This window comes from Kosakonia sp. LAM2021 (assembly GCF_016620385.1).
Taxonomy (GTDB): Bacteria; Pseudomonadota; Gammaproteobacteria; order Enterobacterales; family Enterobacteriaceae; genus Kosakonia; species Kosakonia sacchari.
Map to the genome: position 1 here is coordinate 184,252 of NZ_JAENHT010000010.1, position 21,533 is coordinate 205,784.

19 protein-coding genes are annotated in these 21,533 nt (G+C 56.9%); 11 read left to right on the forward strand and 8 right to left on the reverse strand.

Annotated features, from left to right (window positions below):
- Positions 1-6: 6 nt before the first annotated feature.
- Both sbmA and JKP81_RS19590 read right to left on the reverse strand, forming a co-directional pair.
- A complete protein-coding gene (gene sbmA / locus JKP81_RS19585; RefSeq protein ID WP_200553025.1) occupies positions 7-1,227 on the reverse strand; it encodes a peptide antibiotic transporter SbmA in 1,221 nt (406 codons plus the stop codon).
- Positions 1,228-1,364: 137 nt separating this feature from the next.
- Positions 1,365-1,898: an isochorismatase family protein gene (locus tag JKP81_RS19590; protein ID WP_200553026.1), complete on the reverse strand. Its 534-nt coding sequence runs from the start codon at positions 1,896-1,898 to the stop codon at positions 1,365-1,367.
- 192 nt (positions 1,899-2,090) lie between these two features.
- Here JKP81_RS19590 and ampH point away from each other — a divergent pair, with 192 nt between their 5' ends.
- The 11 genes from ampH (at position 2,091) to JKP81_RS19645 (ending at position 14,611) form a co-directional block, all read left to right on the forward strand.
- Positions 2,091-3,248: a D-alanyl-D-alanine-carboxypeptidase/endopeptidase AmpH gene (ampH, locus tag JKP81_RS19595; protein WP_193821871.1), complete on the forward strand. Its 1,158-nt coding sequence runs from the start codon at positions 2,091-2,093 to the stop codon at positions 3,246-3,248.
- A gap of 120 nt (positions 3,249-3,368) precedes the next feature.
- Entirely contained in the window at positions 3,369-4,340 is a 972-nt protein-coding gene (hemB, locus tag JKP81_RS19600) for a porphobilinogen synthase (protein ID WP_200553027.1), read from the forward strand.
- Positions 4,341-4,482: 142 nt separating this feature from the next.
- Complete coding sequence (locus JKP81_RS19605) at positions 4,483-6,207, forward strand: lysophospholipid acyltransferase family protein (protein WP_200553028.1); 1,725 nt, start codon at positions 4,483-4,485, stop codon at positions 6,205-6,207.
- Positions 6,208-6,905: 698 nt separating this feature from the next.
- Complete coding sequence (eat, locus tag JKP81_RS19610; RefSeq protein WP_200553029.1) at positions 6,906-8,282, forward strand: ethanolamine permease; 1,377 nt, start codon at positions 6,906-6,908, stop codon at positions 8,280-8,282.
- Between the two features lie 9 nt (positions 8,283-8,291).
- On the forward strand, positions 8,292-9,680 hold the full coding sequence (locus JKP81_RS19615; protein WP_200553030.1) for an ethanolamine ammonia-lyase subunit EutB: 1,389 nt from the start codon (positions 8,292-8,294) through the stop codon (positions 9,678-9,680).
- Positions 9,677-10,450, forward strand: a complete 774-nt coding sequence (gene eutC / locus JKP81_RS19620) for an ethanolamine ammonia-lyase subunit EutC (protein WP_200553031.1) — start codon at positions 9,677-9,679, stop codon at positions 10,448-10,450. The genes JKP81_RS19615 and eutC overlap by 4 nt, the downstream gene beginning before the upstream one ends.
- Positions 10,451-10,542: 92 nt before the next feature.
- Positions 10,543-11,058: a hypothetical protein gene (locus JKP81_RS19625; RefSeq protein WP_200553032.1), complete on the forward strand. Its 516-nt coding sequence runs from the start codon at positions 10,543-10,545 to the stop codon at positions 11,056-11,058.
- A 10-nt stretch (positions 11,059-11,068) separates the two neighbouring features.
- Positions 11,069-11,518: a DUF421 domain-containing protein gene (locus tag JKP81_RS19630; RefSeq protein ID WP_017458803.1), complete on the forward strand. Its 450-nt coding sequence runs from the start codon at positions 11,069-11,071 to the stop codon at positions 11,516-11,518.
- A 58-nt stretch (positions 11,519-11,576) separates the two neighbouring features.
- Positions 11,577-12,107: a 2-oxo-tetronate isomerase gene (locus tag JKP81_RS19635; protein ID WP_200553033.1), complete on the forward strand. Its 531-nt coding sequence runs from the start codon at positions 11,577-11,579 to the stop codon at positions 12,105-12,107.
- A gap of 297 nt (positions 12,108-12,404) precedes the next feature.
- The gene (locus JKP81_RS19640; RefSeq protein ID WP_200553034.1) at positions 12,405-13,787 is read left to right on the forward strand and encodes a D-arabinono-1,4-lactone oxidase; all 1,383 of its coding nucleotides are present in this window, start codon (positions 12,405-12,407) and stop codon (positions 13,785-13,787) included.
- Positions 13,784-14,611 carry a glycosyltransferase family 8 protein gene (locus tag JKP81_RS19645; RefSeq protein ID WP_200553035.1) on the forward strand — a complete coding sequence of 276 codons (828 nt, stop codon included), beginning with the start codon at positions 13,784-13,786 and terminating at the stop codon, positions 14,609-14,611. Before JKP81_RS19640 ends, JKP81_RS19645 begins: the two co-directional genes overlap by 4 nt.
- 52 nt (positions 14,612-14,663) lie before the next feature.
- On the opposite strand, the gene JKP81_RS19650 is transcribed toward JKP81_RS19645, so the two are convergent.
- The 6 genes from JKP81_RS19650 to JKP81_RS19675 form a co-directional block, all read right to left on the reverse strand.
- Entirely contained in the window at positions 14,664-15,257 is a 594-nt protein-coding gene (locus JKP81_RS19650; protein ID WP_200553036.1) for a LysR family transcriptional regulator, read from the reverse strand.
- A gap of 75 nt (positions 15,258-15,332) precedes the next feature.
- Positions 15,333-16,112 (reverse strand): heme ABC transporter ATP-binding protein, encoded by a 780-nt coding sequence (locus JKP81_RS19655; protein WP_200553037.1) that lies wholly within the window; start codon positions 16,110-16,112, stop codon positions 15,333-15,335.
- Positions 16,109-17,101 carry an iron ABC transporter permease gene (locus tag JKP81_RS19660; protein WP_200553038.1) on the reverse strand — a complete coding sequence of 331 codons (993 nt, stop codon included), beginning with the start codon at positions 17,099-17,101 and terminating at the stop codon, positions 16,109-16,111. Before JKP81_RS19660 ends, JKP81_RS19655 begins: the two co-directional genes overlap by 4 nt.
- A complete protein-coding gene (locus JKP81_RS19665; RefSeq protein ID WP_200553039.1) occupies positions 17,101-17,919 on the reverse strand; it encodes a hemin ABC transporter substrate-binding protein in 819 nt (272 codons plus the stop codon). Before JKP81_RS19665 ends, JKP81_RS19660 begins: the two co-directional genes overlap by 1 nt.
- Positions 17,916-18,968, reverse strand: coding sequence for a hemin-degrading factor (locus JKP81_RS19670; protein WP_200553040.1), 1,053 nt, complete (start codon positions 18,966-18,968; stop codon positions 17,916-17,918). Before JKP81_RS19670 ends, JKP81_RS19665 begins: the two co-directional genes overlap by 4 nt.
- 145 nt (positions 18,969-19,113) lie before the next feature.
- Positions 19,114-21,486, reverse strand: a complete 2,373-nt coding sequence (locus JKP81_RS19675; RefSeq protein WP_200553041.1) for a TonB-dependent receptor domain-containing protein — start codon at positions 21,484-21,486, stop codon at positions 19,114-19,116.
- Between the last annotated feature and the right edge of the window lie 47 nt (positions 21,487-21,533).

Here is a 21,533-nt window from a genome sequence, read left to right on the forward strand (position 1 = left end):
CTTGTATTAACCAAAAATAGGGGGCACAGGCTGGATCTCCTGCCCATCCAGTTCACGCTCAAAACTGCGTAAACGTTTAAAGATAGACATCAGCTCCACCAGCGTTGTCCAGGAAGAGATCAAATACTGGAACGAACTGCGCACCTGCTCGAATACGTTGGTTATCTGGCGCATCAGACCGAAAGTGATAGCCCCGGCGGCAATCGTCGGGAACAGCACAATCAGGCCAACCACCACATCAACCTGCATGTACAGGATACGGGCGATATTGAAATACATATAGTGAAAATAGAGCCGGAAATAGTTACGGCGCACGGCGGCGAACAGCTCCGCAACGGTATGCGGTCTGGCGCGCTCGGCATCATCTTCACCGTAGACCAGCTCTTTACGGTAAGCCGCTTCCACGCGCTGATTTTTAAACGCCAGCCCCGGCAGTTTGATGCCCACAAACGCCAGCAGCACGGTACCGAGCAACGCCCAGCCCACGGCGGCAATCACCAAACCATAAGCGATATGTCCGACCACCGGTATCTCTTGTACATGCGGCGATAACGCCACCAGCACCGGCAAAAAAGCAATCAAGGTCATGATGGCGTTAATAAAACTGGTGCCCATATCTTCAAGCGTCGAGGCGAAACGCATGGTGTCTTCCTGCACGCGCTGCGCTGCGCCTTCGATATGGCGCAAACGATCCCAGCGCGCCATATAGTATTCGTTCATCGCCGTGCGCCAGCGGAACACATAGTGGCTGACGAAAAAGTTATTGAGCACCGCCACCGTTACGGCAATCAGCGCGATCCACAAAAACACGCCAATCTCGCTATACAACTGGCTTATGCTGACTTTATTCGGCGCACTGAGTGCAGTCTGGATAAGATCGTAAAACGGTTGATACCACGCGTTAATGGCGACGTTCACTTCCACCAAAAACCAGGTCACGAAGATAATTAACGCGGTGCCGAGAATCGACCAGCGCTGCCAGCGATGCGGCGAGAGGGTAAACCAGAACAGCGCAAAAACGCCGACACAAAGCAGATAGTAGGCATAAAACAGAAGATAGCCTGGGCTCCAGAAACGCGCGGCGCTAATCGGCACATCCGCAGACGCGCCGGTGAGGCGCATCAACCACGCTTCACCACCAGCCTGCCAGAAAACCACGGTAATCGCGGTCCAGATGAACACCGACAAAAAGAACAACGCCGGTTTTGGAAAGAAGGACTTAAACATAATGCTCTCCTGCTCACTTCTTATTATTTACGACAAATGCTGTGCATCACTGTCTGTAAGCCCCTGAATGGGCCGCGACAAAAAAAGCGCCGCGAAGCGCGGCGCCGTCTGGTTAAATCTGACCTGAGGTTAACGCCTTAGTTCGTTTGCCATTCGTGAAGAATTGTTTCGACGGATTTCACTAACACCGGGTTGCCAGGCACCGTTAACGTGCGCCAGACCTCGTTATAGTGATCGATTAACACCGTGGCCTGCGCCGCCGGGCGATTCGCCGTGGTGTGCGCATCTTGCGCGACGGTAATGGCGTAACCACGGCTGGCGCCGTTTTTCAGCGTGGTATCCACGCAGTAATCGGTGGCGCACCCGCACATCACAAAGGCGCGGATATCATGCTCACGCAACACACTTTCGAGCGTGGTGTGATAAAACGCATCACAGGCGGTTTTGGTGACATACAGCGCGTTCGCCGGTTGCGTCAGCTCCGGCAAAAGAGCAAACCCGTCGCTTCCCTCTTCCAGCCCGCCCGCTTCGGCGTGCTGAATAAAAATCACCGTGTCCGCTGCCGCGGTGAGTTGGTTAATGCGCGCCACGCATTGCTCACGCTGAATACGCTCTGTGGCAAACACGCCGTTTTGCATATCCACCACCATCACTACCCGTTGACTTGCCATTACCTGACTCCTGAGTGTGGGAAAGAAAGAGGTTATCACAGCCGCCTTACGCCAAAGTCATAGGGAAAAAATTTCATATTTACCCATCGTTACGTATTAGGGCGAAATAACACGCTTATTGGTGCTTTGCATCGAAACGCCGGGTAGTATAAATATCCTCTATCGTTCCCATTCTTATATGGATCCCCTTCGTTGAAACGTTGTCTGCTTTTCTCCGCGTTGCTCTGCGCGCTGAGTATGACCAGCGCCCGTGCGGCGCAACAATCTCCCGATCCGGTATTTGCCTCTGACATTGTCGATCGTTACGCCAATCACATCTATTACGGTAGCGGTGCGACCGGAATGGCAATGGTGGTCATCGACGGTAACCAGCGCGTGTTCAGAAGTTTTGGTGAAACCCGTCCGGGCAACAATGTACGCCCGCAGCTGGATTCGGTTATCCGTATTGCGTCGCTCTCCAAGCTGATGACCAGCGAAATGCTGGTGAAACTGCTCGATCAGGGCCGGGTGCGTCTCGACGATCCATTAAGCAAATATGCGCCACCTGGCGCACGCGTGCCGACCTACGAAGGCACGCCGATCAAACTGGTTAACCTCGCGACCCACACCAGCGCGCTGCCGCGTGAACAGCCCGGCGGCGCAGCGCACCGCTCGGTATTTGTCTGGCCAACGCGCGAACAGCGCTGGAGCTGGCTTTCCACCGCGAAGTTAAAAACCGCGCCGGGCGCGCAGGCGTCTTACTCTAACCTGGCCTTTGACCTGCTGGCCGATGCGCTTTCTCAGGCGGCGGGCAAACCCTATCCGCAACTGTTTGAAGAGCAGATAACCCGCCCGCTGGGGATGAAAGACACCACCTTTACGCCGTCGCCAGATCAGTGCAAACGTCTGATGGTGGCGGAAAAAGGCGCCAGCCCGTGCGATAACACGCTGGCAGCGATTGGCAGCGGCGGCGTTTACTCCACGCCAGGCGATATGATGCGCTGGATGCAGCAGTTTCTCTCGTCCGATTTCTATACCCGCAACAGCCAGGCCGATCGGATGCAAACGCTGATCTACCCGCGTAATCAGCTCACCAAAGTGATTGGCATGGATGTTCCCGGCAAAGCCGACGCGCTGGGTCTTGGCTGGGTCTATATGGCACCGAAAGACGGCCACCCTGGCATCATTCAGAAAACTGGCGGCGGTGGCGGTTTCATCACCTATATAGCGATGGTGCCGCAGCATAACGTCGGCGTCTTTGTGGTGATGACCCGTTCACCGCTGACGCGCTTTACCAGCATGAGCGACGGCGCGAACGACCTGGTCAGCGAGCTGAGCAACAATAAGCCGCTGGTGGTTCCGGCCTCCTGATGCGGCAAAAGGCAGGCGGTTTGCCGCCTGCCTTCCCCTTTTAACAGCGATTTTGGTAAAACAGCCCGCCGCCTTTTCGGCTACAATGCCGCCATCTGTTCCACAAACATCAGGCATACCATGACCGATTTAATTACTCGCCCCCGCCGCCTGCGCAAATCGCCTGCGCTGCGCGCCATGTTTGAAGAGACAACACTGAGCAAAAACGACCTGGTGTTGCCGATCTTTGTTGAAGAAGAGCTCGACGATTACAAAGCCATCGCCGCTATGCCGGGCGTGATGCGCATTCCGGAAAAGTATCTGGCGCGCGAAATCGAACGCATCGCCAACGCCGGGATCCGCTCAGTGATGACCTTTGGCATTTCGCATCACACCGATGACACTGGCAGCGATACCTGGCAGGAAAACGGCCTGGTGGCGCGGATGTCGCGCATCTGCAAAGAGACAGTGCCGGAAATGATCGTTATGTCCGACACCTGTTTTTGTGAATACACTTCGCACGGCCACTGCGGTGTGCTGTGCGATCACGGCGTCGATAACGACGCCACCCTGATTAATCTCGGTAAACAAGCGGTGATTGCCGCCGCGGCGGGCGCCGATTTCATTGCGCCATCAGCGGCGATGGACGGCCAGGTGCAGGCGATCCGCCAGGCGCTGGATGCGGCGGGCTTTACCGATACCGCGATCATGTCCTATTCGACTAAGTTCGCCTCATCCTTCTACGGCCCGTTCCGTGAAGCAGCGGGCACGGCGCTGAAAGGCGATCGTAAAACCTACCAGATGCACCCGATGAACCGCCGCGAAGCGATTCGCGAGTCGCTTATCGATCAGGCTGAAGGCGCAGATTGCCTGATGGTGAAACCGGCAGGTGCTTATCTCGATATCCTGCGTGATATTCGCGAGCGCACCGAACTGCCGCTGGGCGCTTATCAGGTGAGCGGCGAATACGCGATGATCAAGTTTGCCGCTCAGGCAGGCGCGATTGATGAAGACAAAGTGGTACTGGAAAGCCTGGGTGCGATTAAACGCGCCGGCGCGGATTTGATTTTCAGCTATTTCGCCCTCGATCTCGCCGAACGCGGCATCCTCTGAACGAAGCGGGCCTGGCCCGCTTTTTTTTGCCTTTGCTTCTGATTCTTCTCCCGTCTTTAAAGTGTCATTTATTCATTGTAATGAAATGTAAGCGTCATCTTCGCCCTTTACTGTCATCGGCAAGACGGGAGGAGGAATCACCATGTTTAGTCTCGACAATGTACTTGAGGATCTCTGGCCACAGGCCAGGCCAGCACCCTGGCAAAAAAATCTGCTCAGACGCCTGCTCTATGAGCAAGAGTTCCAGCAGTTCGCCGCGCACCACCCCCACCTGAAAGGGCTGGATATGGTGGAACAAGTACTTGAACATCTACAAATCCGCTGCACCATTCCCGCTCACTGCCTAGAACAAATCCCTGAACATGGCCCGCTGGTCATCATTTCTAACCATCCGACAGGCACGCTCGACGGGCTGGCGCTGATGTACGCCGTTTCCCGCGTACGCCGCGATGTGAAAGTAGTCACCAACCGCATGTTGTCGCACCTTGAACCGCTCAGTTCGCTGTTTATTCCGGTGGATAATATGGGTGGTCGCACGCGCAAATCCTCATTGCAGCAAATGGAAAACCATCTGCAAGGCGGCGGCGTGTTGATCTTCTTCCCGGCCGGAGAAGTCTCGCGCATGACGCGCAAAGGCATTCGTGACAAAGGTTGGCACGCCGGGTTTATTAAACTGGCCAGCAAATTCCGCACCCCGTTGCTACCGGTGTGGATTGACGCGCGCAACAGTGCCCTGTTCTACGCCAGCGCGATGGTTTCTGAGACCCTGCCCTTTTTACTGCTTATGCAGCAGATGTTTCGCCGGCGCGACAGCGCGTTGCCGATCAAAATCGGTGAACGTATTCCCTGGGACAGCTGGCACACGCCGCAGCTCGCGCCGCGCGAGCTGGCCGATAAGTGTCGCAAACATGTCCTGCGTCTTGGCAAGGGATTGCCCGGCCCCTTCAAAACCGAGTGTGCCATCGCACGTCCGGAAGAGCGCATTACGCTGCGCCGGGAGCTTAACAACGCCGAGTGCCTCGGTCGCACCGCTGATGGCAAGATCATCTATCTGTGGCAGCGTAAAGGGCAGGAAGATGCGCCGCTGCTGCGCGAGCTTGGGCGGCTGCGTGAAATCGCCTTCCGCGCGGTGGGCGAAGGCAGCGGTAAACGTCGTGATACGGATAAATATGACGACGATTACCTGCATCTGATTTTGTGGGATGACGCGGATCTGGAAATTGTCGGCGCTTACCGTTTTATGCCGACCGCGCAGCAAATGGCGGCGCGCGGCGTTGAAGGGTTATACAGCCACAGCCTATTCCATTACGACGATCGTATGGCGGATGTGCTGCGCCACGGCATTGAACTGGGGCGCAGCTTTATTCAACCGCGCTACTGGGGACGTCGCGGGCTGGATTATCTGTGGTCGGGCATTGGTGCCTATCTGGCGCGTTATCCGCAGTATCGCTACCTGTTTGGCCCGGTCTCTATTTCCGGTGGCATGCCGCCTGCGGCGCGCGACCTGCTGGTGGCGTTCTACCGCCTGTGGTTCCCGGCAACCTGGCCGCTGGCGTCATCGCGCCGCCCGTGGCCAGCCAGTATGCCGGAAGTGCTGGCGCAATTTACCGGCGATGACTACACCGAAGATCTGACACGGCTGAAATCGCTGCTGGGAAACCTGGGCTGCGGCATTCCGCCGCTATATAAACAATATTCCGAACTGTGTGAGCCTGGCGGCGTGCAATTTATCGATTTCGGCTGCGACCCGGATTTTAATAACTGCGTGGATGGCCTGGTGCTGGTGGATTTAACGCACCTGAAAGCGAACCGCTACGAGCGCTATATTGCTGCGCATCTGCCCCAGCCGGAAACAGAAACGGCATAATGTAAACCTGCACAAAATACAAAAGCCGTCGCGTTATGCGTGACGGCTTTTTAACGGATCCTGTCAGCCATGCACCAGCCGCAACTGTGCTCGTCGGCTATTTAAACGAGGGTTGTCGGTAAAAATGACATATAAAATGGGTCGCCAGGCCATGACATCCTCCTTTGTTAAATATCATCCTGGGTTTGGCTGAAAATTATTGTGTCAAACTAAAGTGCCAGACAATTCAGGTCAACCCATTATTCCGGATTAGATTTAACATCAGGTTATTACGATAATGATATGTGTTGCGCCTCACAAAAAACAAAATAAATCACGCTGTAAAATCAACATGTTAAGTTATTGTGAATTACGCCATTTAAATAACACACAGTCACTTTAATTAAAGCCCGATGTGACAAAAAAAGGGGTAAGAATAGTCGGATTTAAATTTCCAGTTATTCCCTATAACATTTCCAGAAATCGGGCTATCGCCTTTTTTTATTAACCCACCGGCAATGAATTTCACCTTAAGCAGCATATTCGCCAGTTTCACCATTGCAGGGCAACCTGCACCAGAATCCGATCTGCCACGGTGCAAACCCTGCATCATTTCAAAACCATAATCATCTAACTATTTAATTAACCAAAGAATATATCTCCTGGCATCGCCTTTGCACATTCACTGTTAACTGTATTCAATGGCGAGGCAGTAAAGCATGAGCACACAAACAACACTAAAAAGAACACTGGGCAGCTTCCGTCTGTGGGGCATTGCCGTCGGGCTGGTAATTTCAGGGGAGTATTTTGGCTGGAGCTATGGCTGGTCACAGGCCGGTACGCTCGGCTTCTTGATTGTCGCGCTGTTAATTGCCGCGATGTACTGCGCCTTTATCTTTAGTTTTACCGAGTTGACTACCGCGATCCCTCATGCCGGTGGCCCCTTCGCTTACGCGTACCGGGCTTTTGGGCCAACAGGCGGGTTTATTGCCGGTTTTGCCACCTTAATCGAGTTCGTTTTCGCGCCTCCGGCTATCGCGATGGCGATTGGCGCGTACCTGAACGTGCAGTTCCCGTCGCTGGATGCGAAATGGGTGGCCTGCGGCGCGTACCTCATCTTTATGGCGCTGAACATTCTCGGCGTCGGCATTGCCGCCACGTTTGAGCTGATTGTCACCCTGCTGGCAATTTTCGAACTGCTGGTGTTTATGGGCGTGGTGGCACCAGGCTTCTCGTGGGGCAACTTCACCGCCAACGGCTGGGCAGGCGCAGAGAGCTTCAGCAGCCTGGCGCTGCCGGGCATGTTCGCCGCGATCCCCTTCGCCATCTGGTTCTTTCTCGCCATTGAAGGCGCTTCTATGGCAGCGGAAGAAGCCAAAGATCCGAAACGCACCATTCCGCGTGCACTCGGCGGCGGTATTTTGACCCTCACCGTGCTGGCGGTTGGCGTGATGATTTTTGCCGGTGGCGTTGGCGACTGGCGCACACTGTCGAACATTAACGATCCGCTGCCGCAGGCGATGAAAGTGGTGGTCGGCAACAGCAGCGGCTGGCTGCATATGCTGGTGTGGCTTGGTTTGTTTGGTCTGGTGGCATCGTTCCACGGCATCATTATGGGTTACTCACGCCAGATCTATTCGCTGGCACGCGCGGGCTATCTGCCGGCAAGCCTGGCAAACCTCAACCGCAAAACCCGCACTCCGCACCTGGCGATCCTCGCCGGTGGTGTGGTCGGGATTGCGGCGATTTTCTCCGACTCGCTGGTCACCATCAGCGGCATGCCGCTCACCGCCTGTATTGTGACGATGTCCGTTTTCGGGGCTATCGTTATGTATATCACCTCAATGGCCGCGCTGTTTAAGCTGCGCCGCAGCGAACCGGAACTTGAGCGCCCATTTAAAGCGCCACTGTTCCCTTACGCCCCCGCGTTTGCGCTGGGCATGGCGGTGCTCTGCCTGGTGGCGATGGTCTGGTACAACACGCTGCTGGCACTGATCTTTGCGCTGATGATGCTGGGCGGCTATATGTGGTTTCGTAAAACGGCGCACGCGCGTGAACGTGCCGGGATGGATCCGCAACTGCGGGCACTCTCCTGAGGAGACGGAATGTATAAAACCACGCTGGCTCACCGTACTTATCAGTTCGACAGCCTGAAAACGTTAATGGCGAAAGCCTCCCCGGCGCGATCCGGGGATGTGCTGGCCGGAGTGGCGGCGCAGTCGGCGGAAGAGCGAATGGCGGCGAAAATCGCCCTTGCGGATGTGCCGCTGCGCGAGATCCTCGCCTCGCCGCTCATCCCGTATGAAGACGATGAAGTGACGCGGTTAATTATCGATACCCACGATAGCCGCGCGTTTGCCCTGATTGCCCACCTGACAGTGGGCGAATTCCGCGACTGGCTGATGGCCGACAGCACCGATACCGCCACGCTTAGCCATGTTGCCACGGCGATCACCCCGGAAATGGCCGCCGCCGTAAGTAAACTTATGCGTAACCAGGATTTGATCCTCGCCGCCAGCAAATGCAGCGTGATCACCCGCTTTCGCAACACCATTGGCCTGCCCGGCCATCTCAGTGTGCGTTTGCAGCCTAATCACCCGACCGACGATCTGAAAGGCATTGCCGCCAGTATGCTCGATGGCCTGCTGTATGGTGCGGGCGACGCGGTGGTAGGCATCAACCCGGCCAGCGACAGCCTGCCGGTGCTACAAAAGCTTAACCATATGATGGCAGACATCATTGAGCGCTTTGCCATTCCTACCCAGTCCTGCGTACTGACGCATGTCACCAATACCATCCAGTTGATTGAACGCGGTGCGCCGGTTGATCTGGTGTTCCAGTCGGTGGCGGGGACGGAAGCCGCTAACAGCGGTTTTGGCATCAACCTGGCGCTGTTGCAGGAGGCGCATGAAGCGGCGCTGAGCCTGAAGCGTGGCACGCTGGGTAATAACGTGATGTATTTCGAAACCGGTCAGGGCAGTTGCCTTTCAGCCAATGCGCATCACGGCGTCGATCAGCAAACCTGCGAAGCGCGTGCTTACGCGGTAGCGCGACATTTTAACCCGCTGTTGGTCAATACCGTGGTCGGTTTTATCGGCCCGGAATACCTCTACGATGGCAAGCAGATCATCCGCGCCGGTCTGGAGGATCACTTCTGCGGCAAACTGATGGGGCTACCGATTGGCTGCGACGTCTGCTACACCAACCACGCCGAAGCGGATCAGGACGATATGGACACGTTGCTGACGCTGCTGTGTACCGCCGGACTGACCTTCCTGATTGGCGTACCGGGCGCGGATGACATCATGCTCAATTACCAGAGCACCTCGTTTCACGACGCGCTCTACGCCCGTCGCCTGCTGGGGCTGAAACATGCACCGGAGTTCGCCGAGTGGCTAACGAAGATGCAGATTATCGACACTCATGGCCAGTTGCGCCTGACCGGAGCAAACCACCCGCTGCTGACCGTTATGCCACAAGGAGCGCACGCATGAATGGACCCGATGCCTGGACGCTGCTGCGTGAGTTTACCGATGCCCGCATTGCGCTGGGGCGCAGCGGCGCAAGCCTGCCAACGCGGGAAGTGCTCAACTTTGGCCTCGCGCACGCCCAGGCGCGTGATGCCATCCACCAGCCTTTTGACAGCGAAAGCCTGGCGCAGCAGCTGCATACGCTTGGCTTAAAAACGCTGGAGGCGCACAGTGCCGCTGCCGACCGGCATATCTACCTGAATCGCCCGGATCTGGGGCGCAAGCTCAGTGATGAGAGCCGCGAAACGCTTGCTGCTCATCGCCCGCCCGCGCACGATCTGCTGCTGGTGATTGGCGACGGGCTCTCTTCCCACGCCGTGCATCGCCAGTCAGTCGGGCTTATCACCGCCCTGCTGCCCTATCTGGACACGCTGGGCATTTCTCTCGGCCCCATCGTGCTGGCGCACCAGTCGCGCGTGGCGCTTGGCGATGACATTGGCGAAACGCTGGGCAGTAAAGCGGTGGCGATACTGATTGGCGAGCGTCCGGGGTTGTCCTCACCGGATAGCCTCGGCGTCTACCTCACCTGGAAACCCGCGCGCCAGCGTATTGAATCCGAGCGCAACTGCATCTCTAACATTCGCCCGGAAGGGCTCAATTACGAGGCCGCCGCGTTTAAGCTCGCCTGGCTGCTGGAACAGGCATTTCTGCGCCGTCTCACCGGTGTGCAGCTGAAAGACGAAAGCGACAACCCGGCGCTGCACGGGCGTGTGACACCCCGTATTACGAGCTGATCTCAGTACAGAGCGCTGGCGTGACGAAGCGCTCTTTCTCCCCTCGTCATCTACACTCTTTACGTTATTTACGGCGAACCCGTGGAGGGCGTATGGAGAAAAAAAGCAGCGCTGATGCAGAACGAACATGGCCCGTGGAAGACAACCCTTTCTGGCTGCATGTTGAAATGCAGGTGCAGAAATGGGGGGCGATAGCGCTTATCGCCATTGTGATTGCCGCGTTGTGCGGGCTCTTTTCACAAGGCTGGCTAAGCAAAAAAACGGCGACCAGCGCCGATCAACATCTCACCGTGGAGTACGACCGCTTTGGCCGGCTGCAAAGCGATCTGGATATGCAGATTACCGCCAATGCCACAGCCGATAACCGCATCACTTTCACCTTAGGCGGCGATTTCATGCACGATTTTGAGATCCGCACCCTGCAACCACAACCGCTCAACATGTTCAGCCGCAGCGGCGAACTGGTGCTGGAATATGCCCGTCCTGCCGCCGATAAACCGCTGACCGTGTGGCTGGGGCTGACACCGCTCGGCGTTGGTAACAGCGCGCAGCGGATTTCAGTGAATAACGCAACCCCGGTCACCCTGACGCAGTTTATCTGGCCCTGAGGAGAACGCGATGGACATGGTATTACGCGCGATAGCTATCTATCTGGTACTGATGGTGGTGTTCAAAATCGCTGGTCGCCGGGCGCTGCTACAGATGACCTCTTTTGATCTGATTTTGCTGCTGATCATCAGTGAGGCCACGCAACAAGCGCTGCTCGGCAATGACTTCTCCGTGACCGGCGCGGCGCTGACCATTATCACGCTGGTGGTGGTGGATATCTTATTTGGCACGCTGAAGAAGTATGTCAAAGGGGCGGAAAACCTGATCGATGGCACGCCGGTGGTGTTAGTGGAGAACGGCCAAATGCTGGAAAACAAAATGCGCGAAGCCGATATCACGCGTGACGACATTATGGTGTCAGCGCGAAACAACCAGGGCATTGCCGATCTGGCGGAGATTAAATTCGCTATTCTTGAGCGCAACGGCCATATCTCGATTATTCCCAAAAACTCATCATGACTTTTTGCTCGCTATACTTTGCTTACCGGCTCACAACCAACTTAACGAAAAATAGCCTATGAATGAAGATGTTAACTTAACCAACAACATGAATGCCCTGCTCTGTCTGCCCATTCCGATGCTGGCAGCACAACTGGGCGAACTGCTTACCCAAAAACAGCTGCGCGTTACCACAGCGGAATCCTGCACCGGCGGGCAAATCGCCACCGCGCTGTGCGCCGCAGGCGATACACCAGCCTTCTTTGGCTGCGGGTTTGTCTCGTTTACCGATGAAGCGAAAAGTACCTTGTTGCATGTTAAGCGCGAAACGCTGGCACGCTGGACGGCGGTGAGCGAGCAGACAGCCAGCGAGATGGTGCAAGGCGCTTGCGCGGTCAGCCATGAACCGGTCGGGATTGCGGTCACCGGTTATGCCGGCCCGGATGGCGGCGAAGATGGTACGCCGGCCGGAACCGTGTGGTTTGCCTGGGCGCTGCCGGGGCAAGCGCCGATCACGGCGCTGCGTCATTTTGCCGGGGATTGCGAAAGCGTGATTGAGCAGTCGGTGAAATATGCGCTCGCAACGCTAATAACCCTATTAAACCGCTAACCTTTTCACTCTGCCGCGTTTCGCTATGTCGCGCTGGTCCATTTCACGACCATCATGTTGTAAGCCCTCAATAATCAGGCCGCAAATGGCCTGATTATCAGCACTACGTCCACGCTAGCGTGCCGTGTGGAAAGCTTAATTATCTGTTCCGCCTGCGTGTTTGTGGCGCCAGGCAATCAGTCACTCGCCCTCTGCTGCGCCACGACGCAACACCGTGAAAAGCCGCGCCGACACTCACACGTTTCTGTGATGCGCTACGCTTGGTTAATACATAAAAATCTGAGCGAGGAGCCGCCCATGACCGACACGCACACCCTTTTTCCACGCCGTCAGCCACATGCGGACCCGCAAGATCCGCACCTGTTCAACTGGGCGAAAAACGCGGTACTGGCCTGCAAAAATGCCGTTATTCGCGTGGAAAATGAAGCGCAGTTACAGCAGGTTATTGCTGCCGCTACCGGGCGCGTGCGGGTGATGGGCAGCCGCATGTCGCCTGGGCGCATGCTGAAACTGAGCCAGCCGGGCGATACGCTGATTGATATTTCTGCGCTGCGCGGTGTGCTGGCGGTGGATGACGACAGCGTGACGTTTGGCGCCGGGACGCCGTTGCACGAAGTGTTTGAACTCCTCACCGTCATGAACCGTATGCTGTACGCGTCGCCGGGCGTGATCGACTCGCAAACGCTGGCTGGCGCCATTTCAACGGGAACCCACGGCCAGGGCATGCAACAAAGCTCGCTGGCGGATGAAGCGCTGCGCATCCGGCTGGTGGATGCCGCCGGGCAGATCCACGAGCTTGACCGCCAGCAACCGGCGTTTGCCGCCGCGCAACTGGCGCTCGGCACGCTGGGGGCGATTACCGCCGTCACCCTACGTACGCGCCCGGCAACGCTGTATACCTGCTTTAAAAGCGCCAGCAGCGCAGAGAATCTTGCGCAAGACTTGCTTAGCTGGAACCAGCAATGGGCCTTCAGCAAAACGTGGTGGTTCCCGGATGAAAACAACGTTCATACCTGGAACGCGCGCGAATCAACCGCCGATGAAATGGCGCTATGGCGCGATAACCATGGCGATCTGGTCGAGCGGGAAGAGACCGACACACAGATGAACGACACAGTGGAAAAAACGCTGGAGCAGATGCATGACGACACCAACATTGTTGATGAAAACGGCAAGCCGTTTCGCACCGTGACGCGCTTTAAAGACTTTTCAGATGTGATTGGCGATATCTACCAGGTGTTCTGCCGCGGTATCGCCACGCCGCAAATCAATATAGAAATTGGTATTCCGCTGGCGCGCGCCCCGGCGGTGATTGCACGCATTAAAGCGTGGCATCAGCAATCGCACCCGCATATGCACTACCCGATTATTTTGCGCTGCACCGGGCCTTCCGGAGCATGGCTAAGCCCGGCCTGGCAGCAAGCGACCTGTTTTTTTGGCTTTGTGGTCTATTACGCCGAAGACGGCTCGCTCTCTGAAGAGGGGCTGGCGTTTCTGCGCGCCGCCGAACAGTTGCTGGCAGAAGAAGGCGGGAAGCCGCACTGGGGGAAATACTTCGATCCGACGTTATACGACTGGCCCGCGCTCTACCCGCAATGGACGGCGTTTCAGACCGTACGCCAGCGTTTTGATCCGCAGGGCAAATTCCTCAACACGTTTATGACGGAGCTGTTGTCATGAGCGCCGCATTCGCCTGGGTAACTCTCCTGACACAGCCGGATTACCTGCCGGGGGTAAAAACGCTGCACCGTTCGCTGCTCGCCAGTGGTTCGCCGTGGCCACTGGTGGTAATGGTGACCGACGCCATTGACGACAGCACGCGCCAGCATTTAAGCGCGCAGGGCTGCAAAGTGCGGGAAGTGCCGGTTCTCGGCCCCGATCCGGCGCTTGAAAGCTGCTATGCGAACGCCCGTTTTGCCGACGTGTGGAGCAAACTGGCGGTGTGGACGCTCACCGAATACCAGCGGGTGGCGTTTCTCGATGCCGACATGCTGGTGCTGCAAAATATGGATCATCTCTTTGAACTGCCGCTGGCCGCAGGCACCATTGCCGCCTGCCATGCCTGTCGCTGTAACCCTAAACATATCGAAAGTTACCCGGCGAGCTGGCGGCCGGAAAACTGCTATTACAGCTGGTGTACGGACGCGCAAATGCATGCCAACCCACCGGCGTCGCTGGATAACTACCTGAACGGTGGTTTTCTGCTGCTCACGCCGGATAACGCCCTTTATCAGCAGATGATGGCGAAGCTGGCGGAGAAAGCGGATATTTCGGACTATGTTTTTGCCGAGCAGGATTTTCTTAACGAGGTGTTCCGCGACCGTTGGCTACCGCTGCATTACGGCTATAACGCCTTAAAAACGTTGCCGCTTCAGCATCCGCAAATGTGGGATTTAGCGCAGGTGAAAAACCTGCACTTCATTATCGATAAACCGTGGGAAACGCGGCCCGAATCTGATGACAATGGAGATGAACTGCATCGATTGTGGTGGCAATATGCGTAACCGCGGATAAATATACACTTGCCGGAACGCGAACATGCCGCCACTTTTGCATTTACCGTTCCGGCCAATGATGTTCCTGCGCGACAGCCAGCAGCCAGTCGCGAAAGGCGTGGCAAAGCGGTTCTAACAGCGCCGACTTATCATAGATCAGCAGCATCCCGCCGCTGTTCTCCAGCGGGTGCAGAATGTATTCACTCCCGGCCTGCACCGCACGGCGAAAAGCAAAATCGATCCCTTCCGTTTTCAAATCAACGTCCCGCGTAGCGGTAGTGATAAGCACCTCGGCATGCGGGTAATAACGTTCAAAACCGCCAAGCCTTGGCAGCAACCAGTGCATGGCAAAATCCGTTGAACAACTGACGCTCACGCGGTGGTGCGCCGCCGCGTCAATTAACCGGTGTGTGGCTTGTGAAATCTGACGAAAAGCAGGCTGAATGGCCCGCAGGTAAATTTTCCCTTCCGGCGTCAGCGTGAGCACGCGCGAGCCGCGCATAAACAGCCGCACATTCACCCAGGCTTCCAGTTTGGCAATCTGCTGGCTTACTGCGCTGGCGCTGATAGACAACGCCGCCGCTGCCGCTTTCATGCTGCCGTGTTGTGCGACAGCATTAAAACAGATGAGCGCCTGCAAAGGCGGTAAGGTCATTGCCGATCTCCGCATCAGTTAAGTCACACTAAACTTTAGCAAAAATACGGCTTCATCAGCCAACCGTGGCGTTTATCAGACCGAGAGAAAAACCTGCGGCGTATTCCCACCCGGATGCTGGCTCACCTCGACTTCGGCACCGTACCACTGCGCGATAAGCGGTGCCTGAATCACCTGTTCCGGCGTGCCTTGTGCCACCAGTTTTCCCTGGTGTAACAGCAAGATCCTGTCCGCCCACAACGCAGCAAGGTTGAGATCGTGAAGCACCGCGCAGACATGCAGTTCGCCGCCCAGCGTCAGCCGCTTTAGCAGGCGCAGCACCTGCTGCTGATGATAGAGATCGAGTGCCGACGTCGGTTCATCCAGAAACAGCCAGCCTTCCGGGCCGTCATGATGCCACAGCTGCGCGAGGCAGCGCGCCAGTTGTACCCGCTGCTGTTCGCCGCCGGATAAGGTGGCGTAGCGCCGCCCAACCAACATTTCACAGCTGGTCAGCGTCACCACCTGCTGCACAATTTCGCGTTCGTGTTGCGATCCCCAGGGTGCACGTCCCATGGCGATAATGGCCTCCACCGACCAGTCAAAACCAGGTGTGGTCTGTTGCAACATTACCGCCCGGCGGCGCGAAAGCGCTTGCGCCGTCCACGCCTGTAGCGGTTTGCCTTCCAGATGGCACTCCCCTGCCGCCGCGGGCAGAAAACCGGTTAACAGACGCAGTAACGTCGATTTCCCCGCGCCATTCGGGCCAATCAGCGCTACCCTTTCGCCGCCGGTCAGCGTCAGGGAAACATCGTCAATCAGCCGCCGTGAACCGGCGTTGAGCCGCAAATGCGCGGCAGTTAAAAGTCTGTTCATGTCACCGCCTTCGACTGGCGAAAGATCAGCCATAAAAACCACGGTGCGCCAGCCATGCTGGTCAGCAGGCCAACCGGCATTTCGGCGGGCGCGACAACGGTGCGCGCCACGGTATCGGCGACCAGCAGCAAAATTGCCCCCGCCAGCAACGCGCCGGGCACCAGCGCACGGTGATCCGGCCCCAGCCACATGCGCATCAAATGCGGCACCACCAGGCCAACAAAGCTGATAATGCCGCTCACCGCGACCGCCGTTGCCACCAGCAGCGCACTGCATACCAGTAATACGCGCTGGAGCTGCGGCACATTGACGCCCAGATAGTGCGCCTCTTCATCGCCCAGTTGCAGCAGATTAAGCGCGCTGGCGACGCGCCAAATCACCAGCGATGCGGGCAGGATCAGGCTGGCGGCGACCGCTAACGTCGACCATTCAATCTGCCCGAGGCTGCCCATTCCCCACTGTGAAAGCTGGCGCAATTGCGCGTCGTTGCTGATCCACGAAAGGACGCCAACGCCCGCACCACAAAGCGCATTAATGGCGATCCCCACCAGCAACAACCGCGATAAACCGACCTCTCCCGCTTTACTGAGCAGATAAATCACTATCATTACCGCCAGGCTACCGATAAACGCCGCCAGCATCGGCGCATACAACGCCACCAGCGGTGAAACGGTAATCGGCAGCACCAGCCAGCAGGCGACCGTTAACGACGCGCCGCCGCTGATGCCCAGCAATCCGGGATCGGCAAGCGGGTTGCGAAACAGCCCCTGCATCACGCAGCCGGAAAGCGCCAGCGCCGCGCCAACCAGCAATGCCAACACCACGCGCGGCAAACGCACCGTCAGCCAGATTTGACGCAGCGCCTCATCACCGACCTGCCATAAACTGGCGAGTGGCAATTGCATCGCGCCCTGCGTGCTTGCCAGCCCCGTCAACCCAAGCAGCAGCAACGCAAGCCCCCAGAGCGTGCGGGAAGCGTGGCGGTTCATCAGGGCAGTTGCTCCGCTTTATTACGCAGCACCAGCAGCGCCTGCGGGGTGCGCAAGCCAAAACCGAGCAGCGCGACATCATCGACCAGCAACACCTGTTTATTACGCCCGGCGGGCGTCTGCGCCAGACCAGGCAACCGCCACAGGTTCTGTTCACCGCCCATCGCTTTTACGCCGTCGGCGGAAATCACCACCAGATCCGGCTGGCTGGCGATCACCCCTTCTTGCGACATCGAACGGTAATGGTCAAAGCCCTGCATCGCATTTTGTAACCCCGCTTCACGCAACGCGCCGTCGGCAGCGGTTTTCTGCCCGGCCACCATTGTCCCCATCCCGCCGTGGCTGAGGATAAACAGCACGCGCTTGTTCAGCGGCTGTTTCGGTAGTGCGGCAATATCGTTCGCCAGCGTTTTACGCAACTGCGCGCCTGCATCTGTTTTGTCGATAGCCTCCGCAATGACCGCGATTTTTTTATCAATCGCCGCCAGCGTGTAACCGCCCGGCACCGCTACCACCCTGACGTGGTTGTCCTGAACTTTTTGCAACACCTGCGAAGGTTGCGCCTGGTCGCTGGCCAGCACCAGCGTCGGGCGCAGAGAGAGAATGCCTTCGGTGTTGAGCTGACGGACATAACCGACATCCGGCAGTTTTTGTGCGCTGGCGGGCCAAGTGCTGGTGCTGTCACGCCCAACCAGCTGCGCCTGCGCATCTAACCCGTAGACAATTTCGGTGACGTCGCCGCCCAGGGAGACAATTTTTTGCCCGGCGGCGCTTGCCACCAGCGGCAGCGCCGCCAGCAGGATCAGCAATTTTTTCATGCGGCTTTTTCCGGGTTGGTTAATGCATCAATCTGCGCGCGCCAGTGGCTTTGCTCCGGCTGGCCTTCGCTACGCTGCCCGTAAAGCTGGGCGATTTGCGTACCGTCTTTGGCGAACAACTCAAGGCTGGTGACATGCCCATCGGCGGTAGGTTTGCGCGTGACCCAACTTTCGGCGATCCCGGTATCACGCAGATGCAGGGTGAAGTTTTCATTGAAGACGTTTATCCAGCCTTTCATCGGCGTCAGTTTTTCCAGCACGCCGGTAAAGATCTGCACGCAGCCACGGTTGCCGACAAAAATCATGATTTCGTTCCCCTGCTGTTGCACCGTTTCCAGCAGGTTTGGCAGCGCGTCATTGCTGACCAGGCAGGCAAGATCGTCGCCCACCAGCCGGAACGCCTGCTGGCGCGAGAGGTTGTACTTTTTCAGCAAACCAAAGAATTGATGCACATCCGTCATGGCCCGCCATTCGCTGTCCAGCGCGGCGCCGTCTGCGTATTCCGCGTATTTTTCGCCATCAGCTTCAGTGAGCGTTAACGGCGGGTTCTCCGGCACGGTAAAGCGGGCGATAACGCCGTTCCACTCGGCAATATCGGTGTGTTCCGTCAGGTAGACCTTCAATATCGCATCGCCTTGCCGATCGAAAAATTGAATGCTCTGACGCTCGCCGCGCGGGCTGTGTTCATGCAAATGAAAGGCGCTGGCCCACTGGCTGATAAACAAACGCAGATCGAGCGCACGCGGGTTAAGCACCAGCCCGGCGCGCTCGCTGATATGCAGATTGGTGAAACGGCCAATCTGTTCATGAACCGCGTAGTCGTTGCGACAGATACATTTGGTGTCGCCGACTACGTCCAGCGCGGCGAGGATGTCGCGCATTTCCCCTTGCAGGCGCACGGCGTCGTGGCCGACACGGGCATAGGTTAATTCGGCTTCGCTTATCGCCATCTCGTTCGCGATGTCGCGGGCGTATTTCGTTGGCTGTTGCGCTTTAATGGCCTGATACTGCTGCCAGATGGCGGTGAAATCACGTGATGTTGCAGGCATATTTTTCACTTCCTTAACAGTTTTAATCCCCGGCAGCGATACCGGGGAGGGAAATTACCTACTGATGTGCAAAGAAATCGTTCGCGTTGCATCGCGGCGGCAAAGCTGTAGCGCCGGCAAACGAGCAACATGAAATGGAATCGCCTTAGAAATCAACATTGACGCCCAGTTGCCATGTCCGCCCCGGCATTACCGCCAGCGCTTTGTCATACGTATTCTGGTTGGTGGTCTCTTCCTGGTTACGGCTGTTCAGGTAATCCCAATATTTACGATCGGTGATGTTGTAAACGCCGCCGTTAATTTTGACGTTTTTCGCCACCCGCCAGTACGCCGTCCAGTCGAGCAGCCCATAGCCCGGCACCCGCATATATTCCGTGCCGGAATCGCCCAGCGACCCGCCGGTGTTGCTGTAGGTTTGACGGTTGGTGGCGGTGGCTTGCTTACCTTTGACGAAGGTGGCGGTCAGCGCCGTACCGTAGCGTTTCGCCGGATCATCCCAGGCGACGCCGACAATCGCTTTCATTGGCGCGACGCTATCGAGATCGATGTATTTGTCGCCCAGATAGCGCGATTTCGCTTTCCCTTCGCTGTAGCCATACGCCAGCGTGGCGCTCAGACCATCGACCTGTTCAAACCAGCTGCCAAAGTTGAATTTCGCGCTAATTTCGCCGCCGTAGATAAAGGCTTTATCGCGGTTTTCCGCCTGATAGGTGGTGTAGATGTTAGATGGCACGTTGGTGAATTTATCCGGGTTGCCGGAACGGGTGTAACGGGTATACGCGATAAAGTTTTTATAACTGTTGTAGAACAGCGCCGTGCGCAGCGTTACGCCCTCGGTCACCTCGCCCTTCATGCCCCACTCAAGGTTATCGCTGGTTTCGGTGTCCAAATCCGTATTCCCGATAAGCGCATATTGCCCGCGTCCCGCATAGCTGGAACCCAGGTTCCAGGAGCCATACAGTTGGCTGGCGTTGGGGAACTGCGCGCCGCGTTTGTATTGCAGGTATGTCATCAGACGCGGCGTGATGTCGTACTGGAAGGTCAGCGACGGCAGCAGTTGGGTGTCGGAATTTTTACCGTACAGGGAGGACACATCGGATTCGTCCAACACGCTGCTGTTGGCAGTCAGGCTGGAGAGGTTATCCGGTTTTGTCGACTGATGAACCACGCGCATGCCGGGAATGATGGCAAAGTGGTGACCATCAGCAGCGAAATTAATCTGATCCTGCAGGAATGCGCCTAACGTGTAGCTGCGGCTATCGGCTTCCGGCTGCATGATCTCGCTAAAGGCGCTCGGTACCGGTGACTGGTTAAACGGACGCTCGGTTTTACTGGTGCTGGCGTTAAAACCGGCGCTCAGATCGTGACGGCCCACTGTTTTCGCCAGCGCATTCTGAATGCCCCAGGTATCGGTGTCGTAACTGGAGTAGACCGTTTCCATGGTCGCCGTGACGCTGTCTGGCATGTAAGTGCGGTCATGCGCTTCGGTGTGCTGGTAATAGACTTTGCTGGACATACTGTCCAGCCAGTCGTTCATCGGCGTCCAGTCATCTTTCAGGCTAACGCCCCAGCGACGCGTCTGGCTGGTTTGCTGTGCGTCGCCAAGGATGGCGCTGCCGGCGTTATTCCACGCATCGTAGTGGGTGTGGTTGGTTTTGTGGTAGTAATCCAGCGTACCGGTGAATTTATGCGCATCATTCGGTTGCCAGATGCCGGAAGCCATCATCGCATCCGAGTGCCAGTTCGCCGGATAGGCGTCAACCGTACCGCTGTTATTGCGGGTTTGCTGACCGTCGCGACGGCTGTAAACCATGATGCCGCGCAGGGTTTCGTCGCCTGCGGCTCCCGTCACGCCGTTGTGCCAGCTGCGATCCGCGGAGTCGTAATCGCTCTGGTAACCAAAGTAGGTCTCTTTGCCAGGGCGCAGATAATCATCCGCCGACTTCGGGCGGAAGGAGACGTTACCACCAATGGAGGTGTTAGCTTGCTCGGTACGGGTTGCGCCGGACTGGATATCAACGCTGCCGTACATGTACGGGTCGATATAATCGCGGCCAATGCCGAAAGTGTTAAGGCCTGCGCGACTTACGTAGCTGCGCCCGGTGGCATCCGGCTGCGGTATACCGTCGACATCAATGCCGACGCGGTTACTTTCCAGCCCGCGAATGTTGTAGCCGGTATAACCGCCGCGGTCAAAACCGCTTTTGCCGTTGCCGGAACCGCCGCTTGCGCCCGTGGCGCTGATGAGTGGTTCATAACGCATAATAGAGCCAAAGTCTTTCGCGCCTTTGTTTTGCAGATCCTGGGCGCTGACGGAATGCGTGCTTCCGGCTTTTAATACCGGTGCGGGTGCCGTGACAAGCATCTCCTCGGCGTTATCTTGCTGAGCCCCGGTGGAAGCTGTCGATGAGGTGCCGTTATCTACCGCAAATGCGGAGGTTTGATACAACGCTGCGAGTAATGAAGTGACCAGCACACGCTTGTCAACGCGCAGCAGGGAAAGGTGCGATTTACACATATTGTCTTGTAAGCCTTAGAATTTATTAGTATCAGGCTCACGTATGA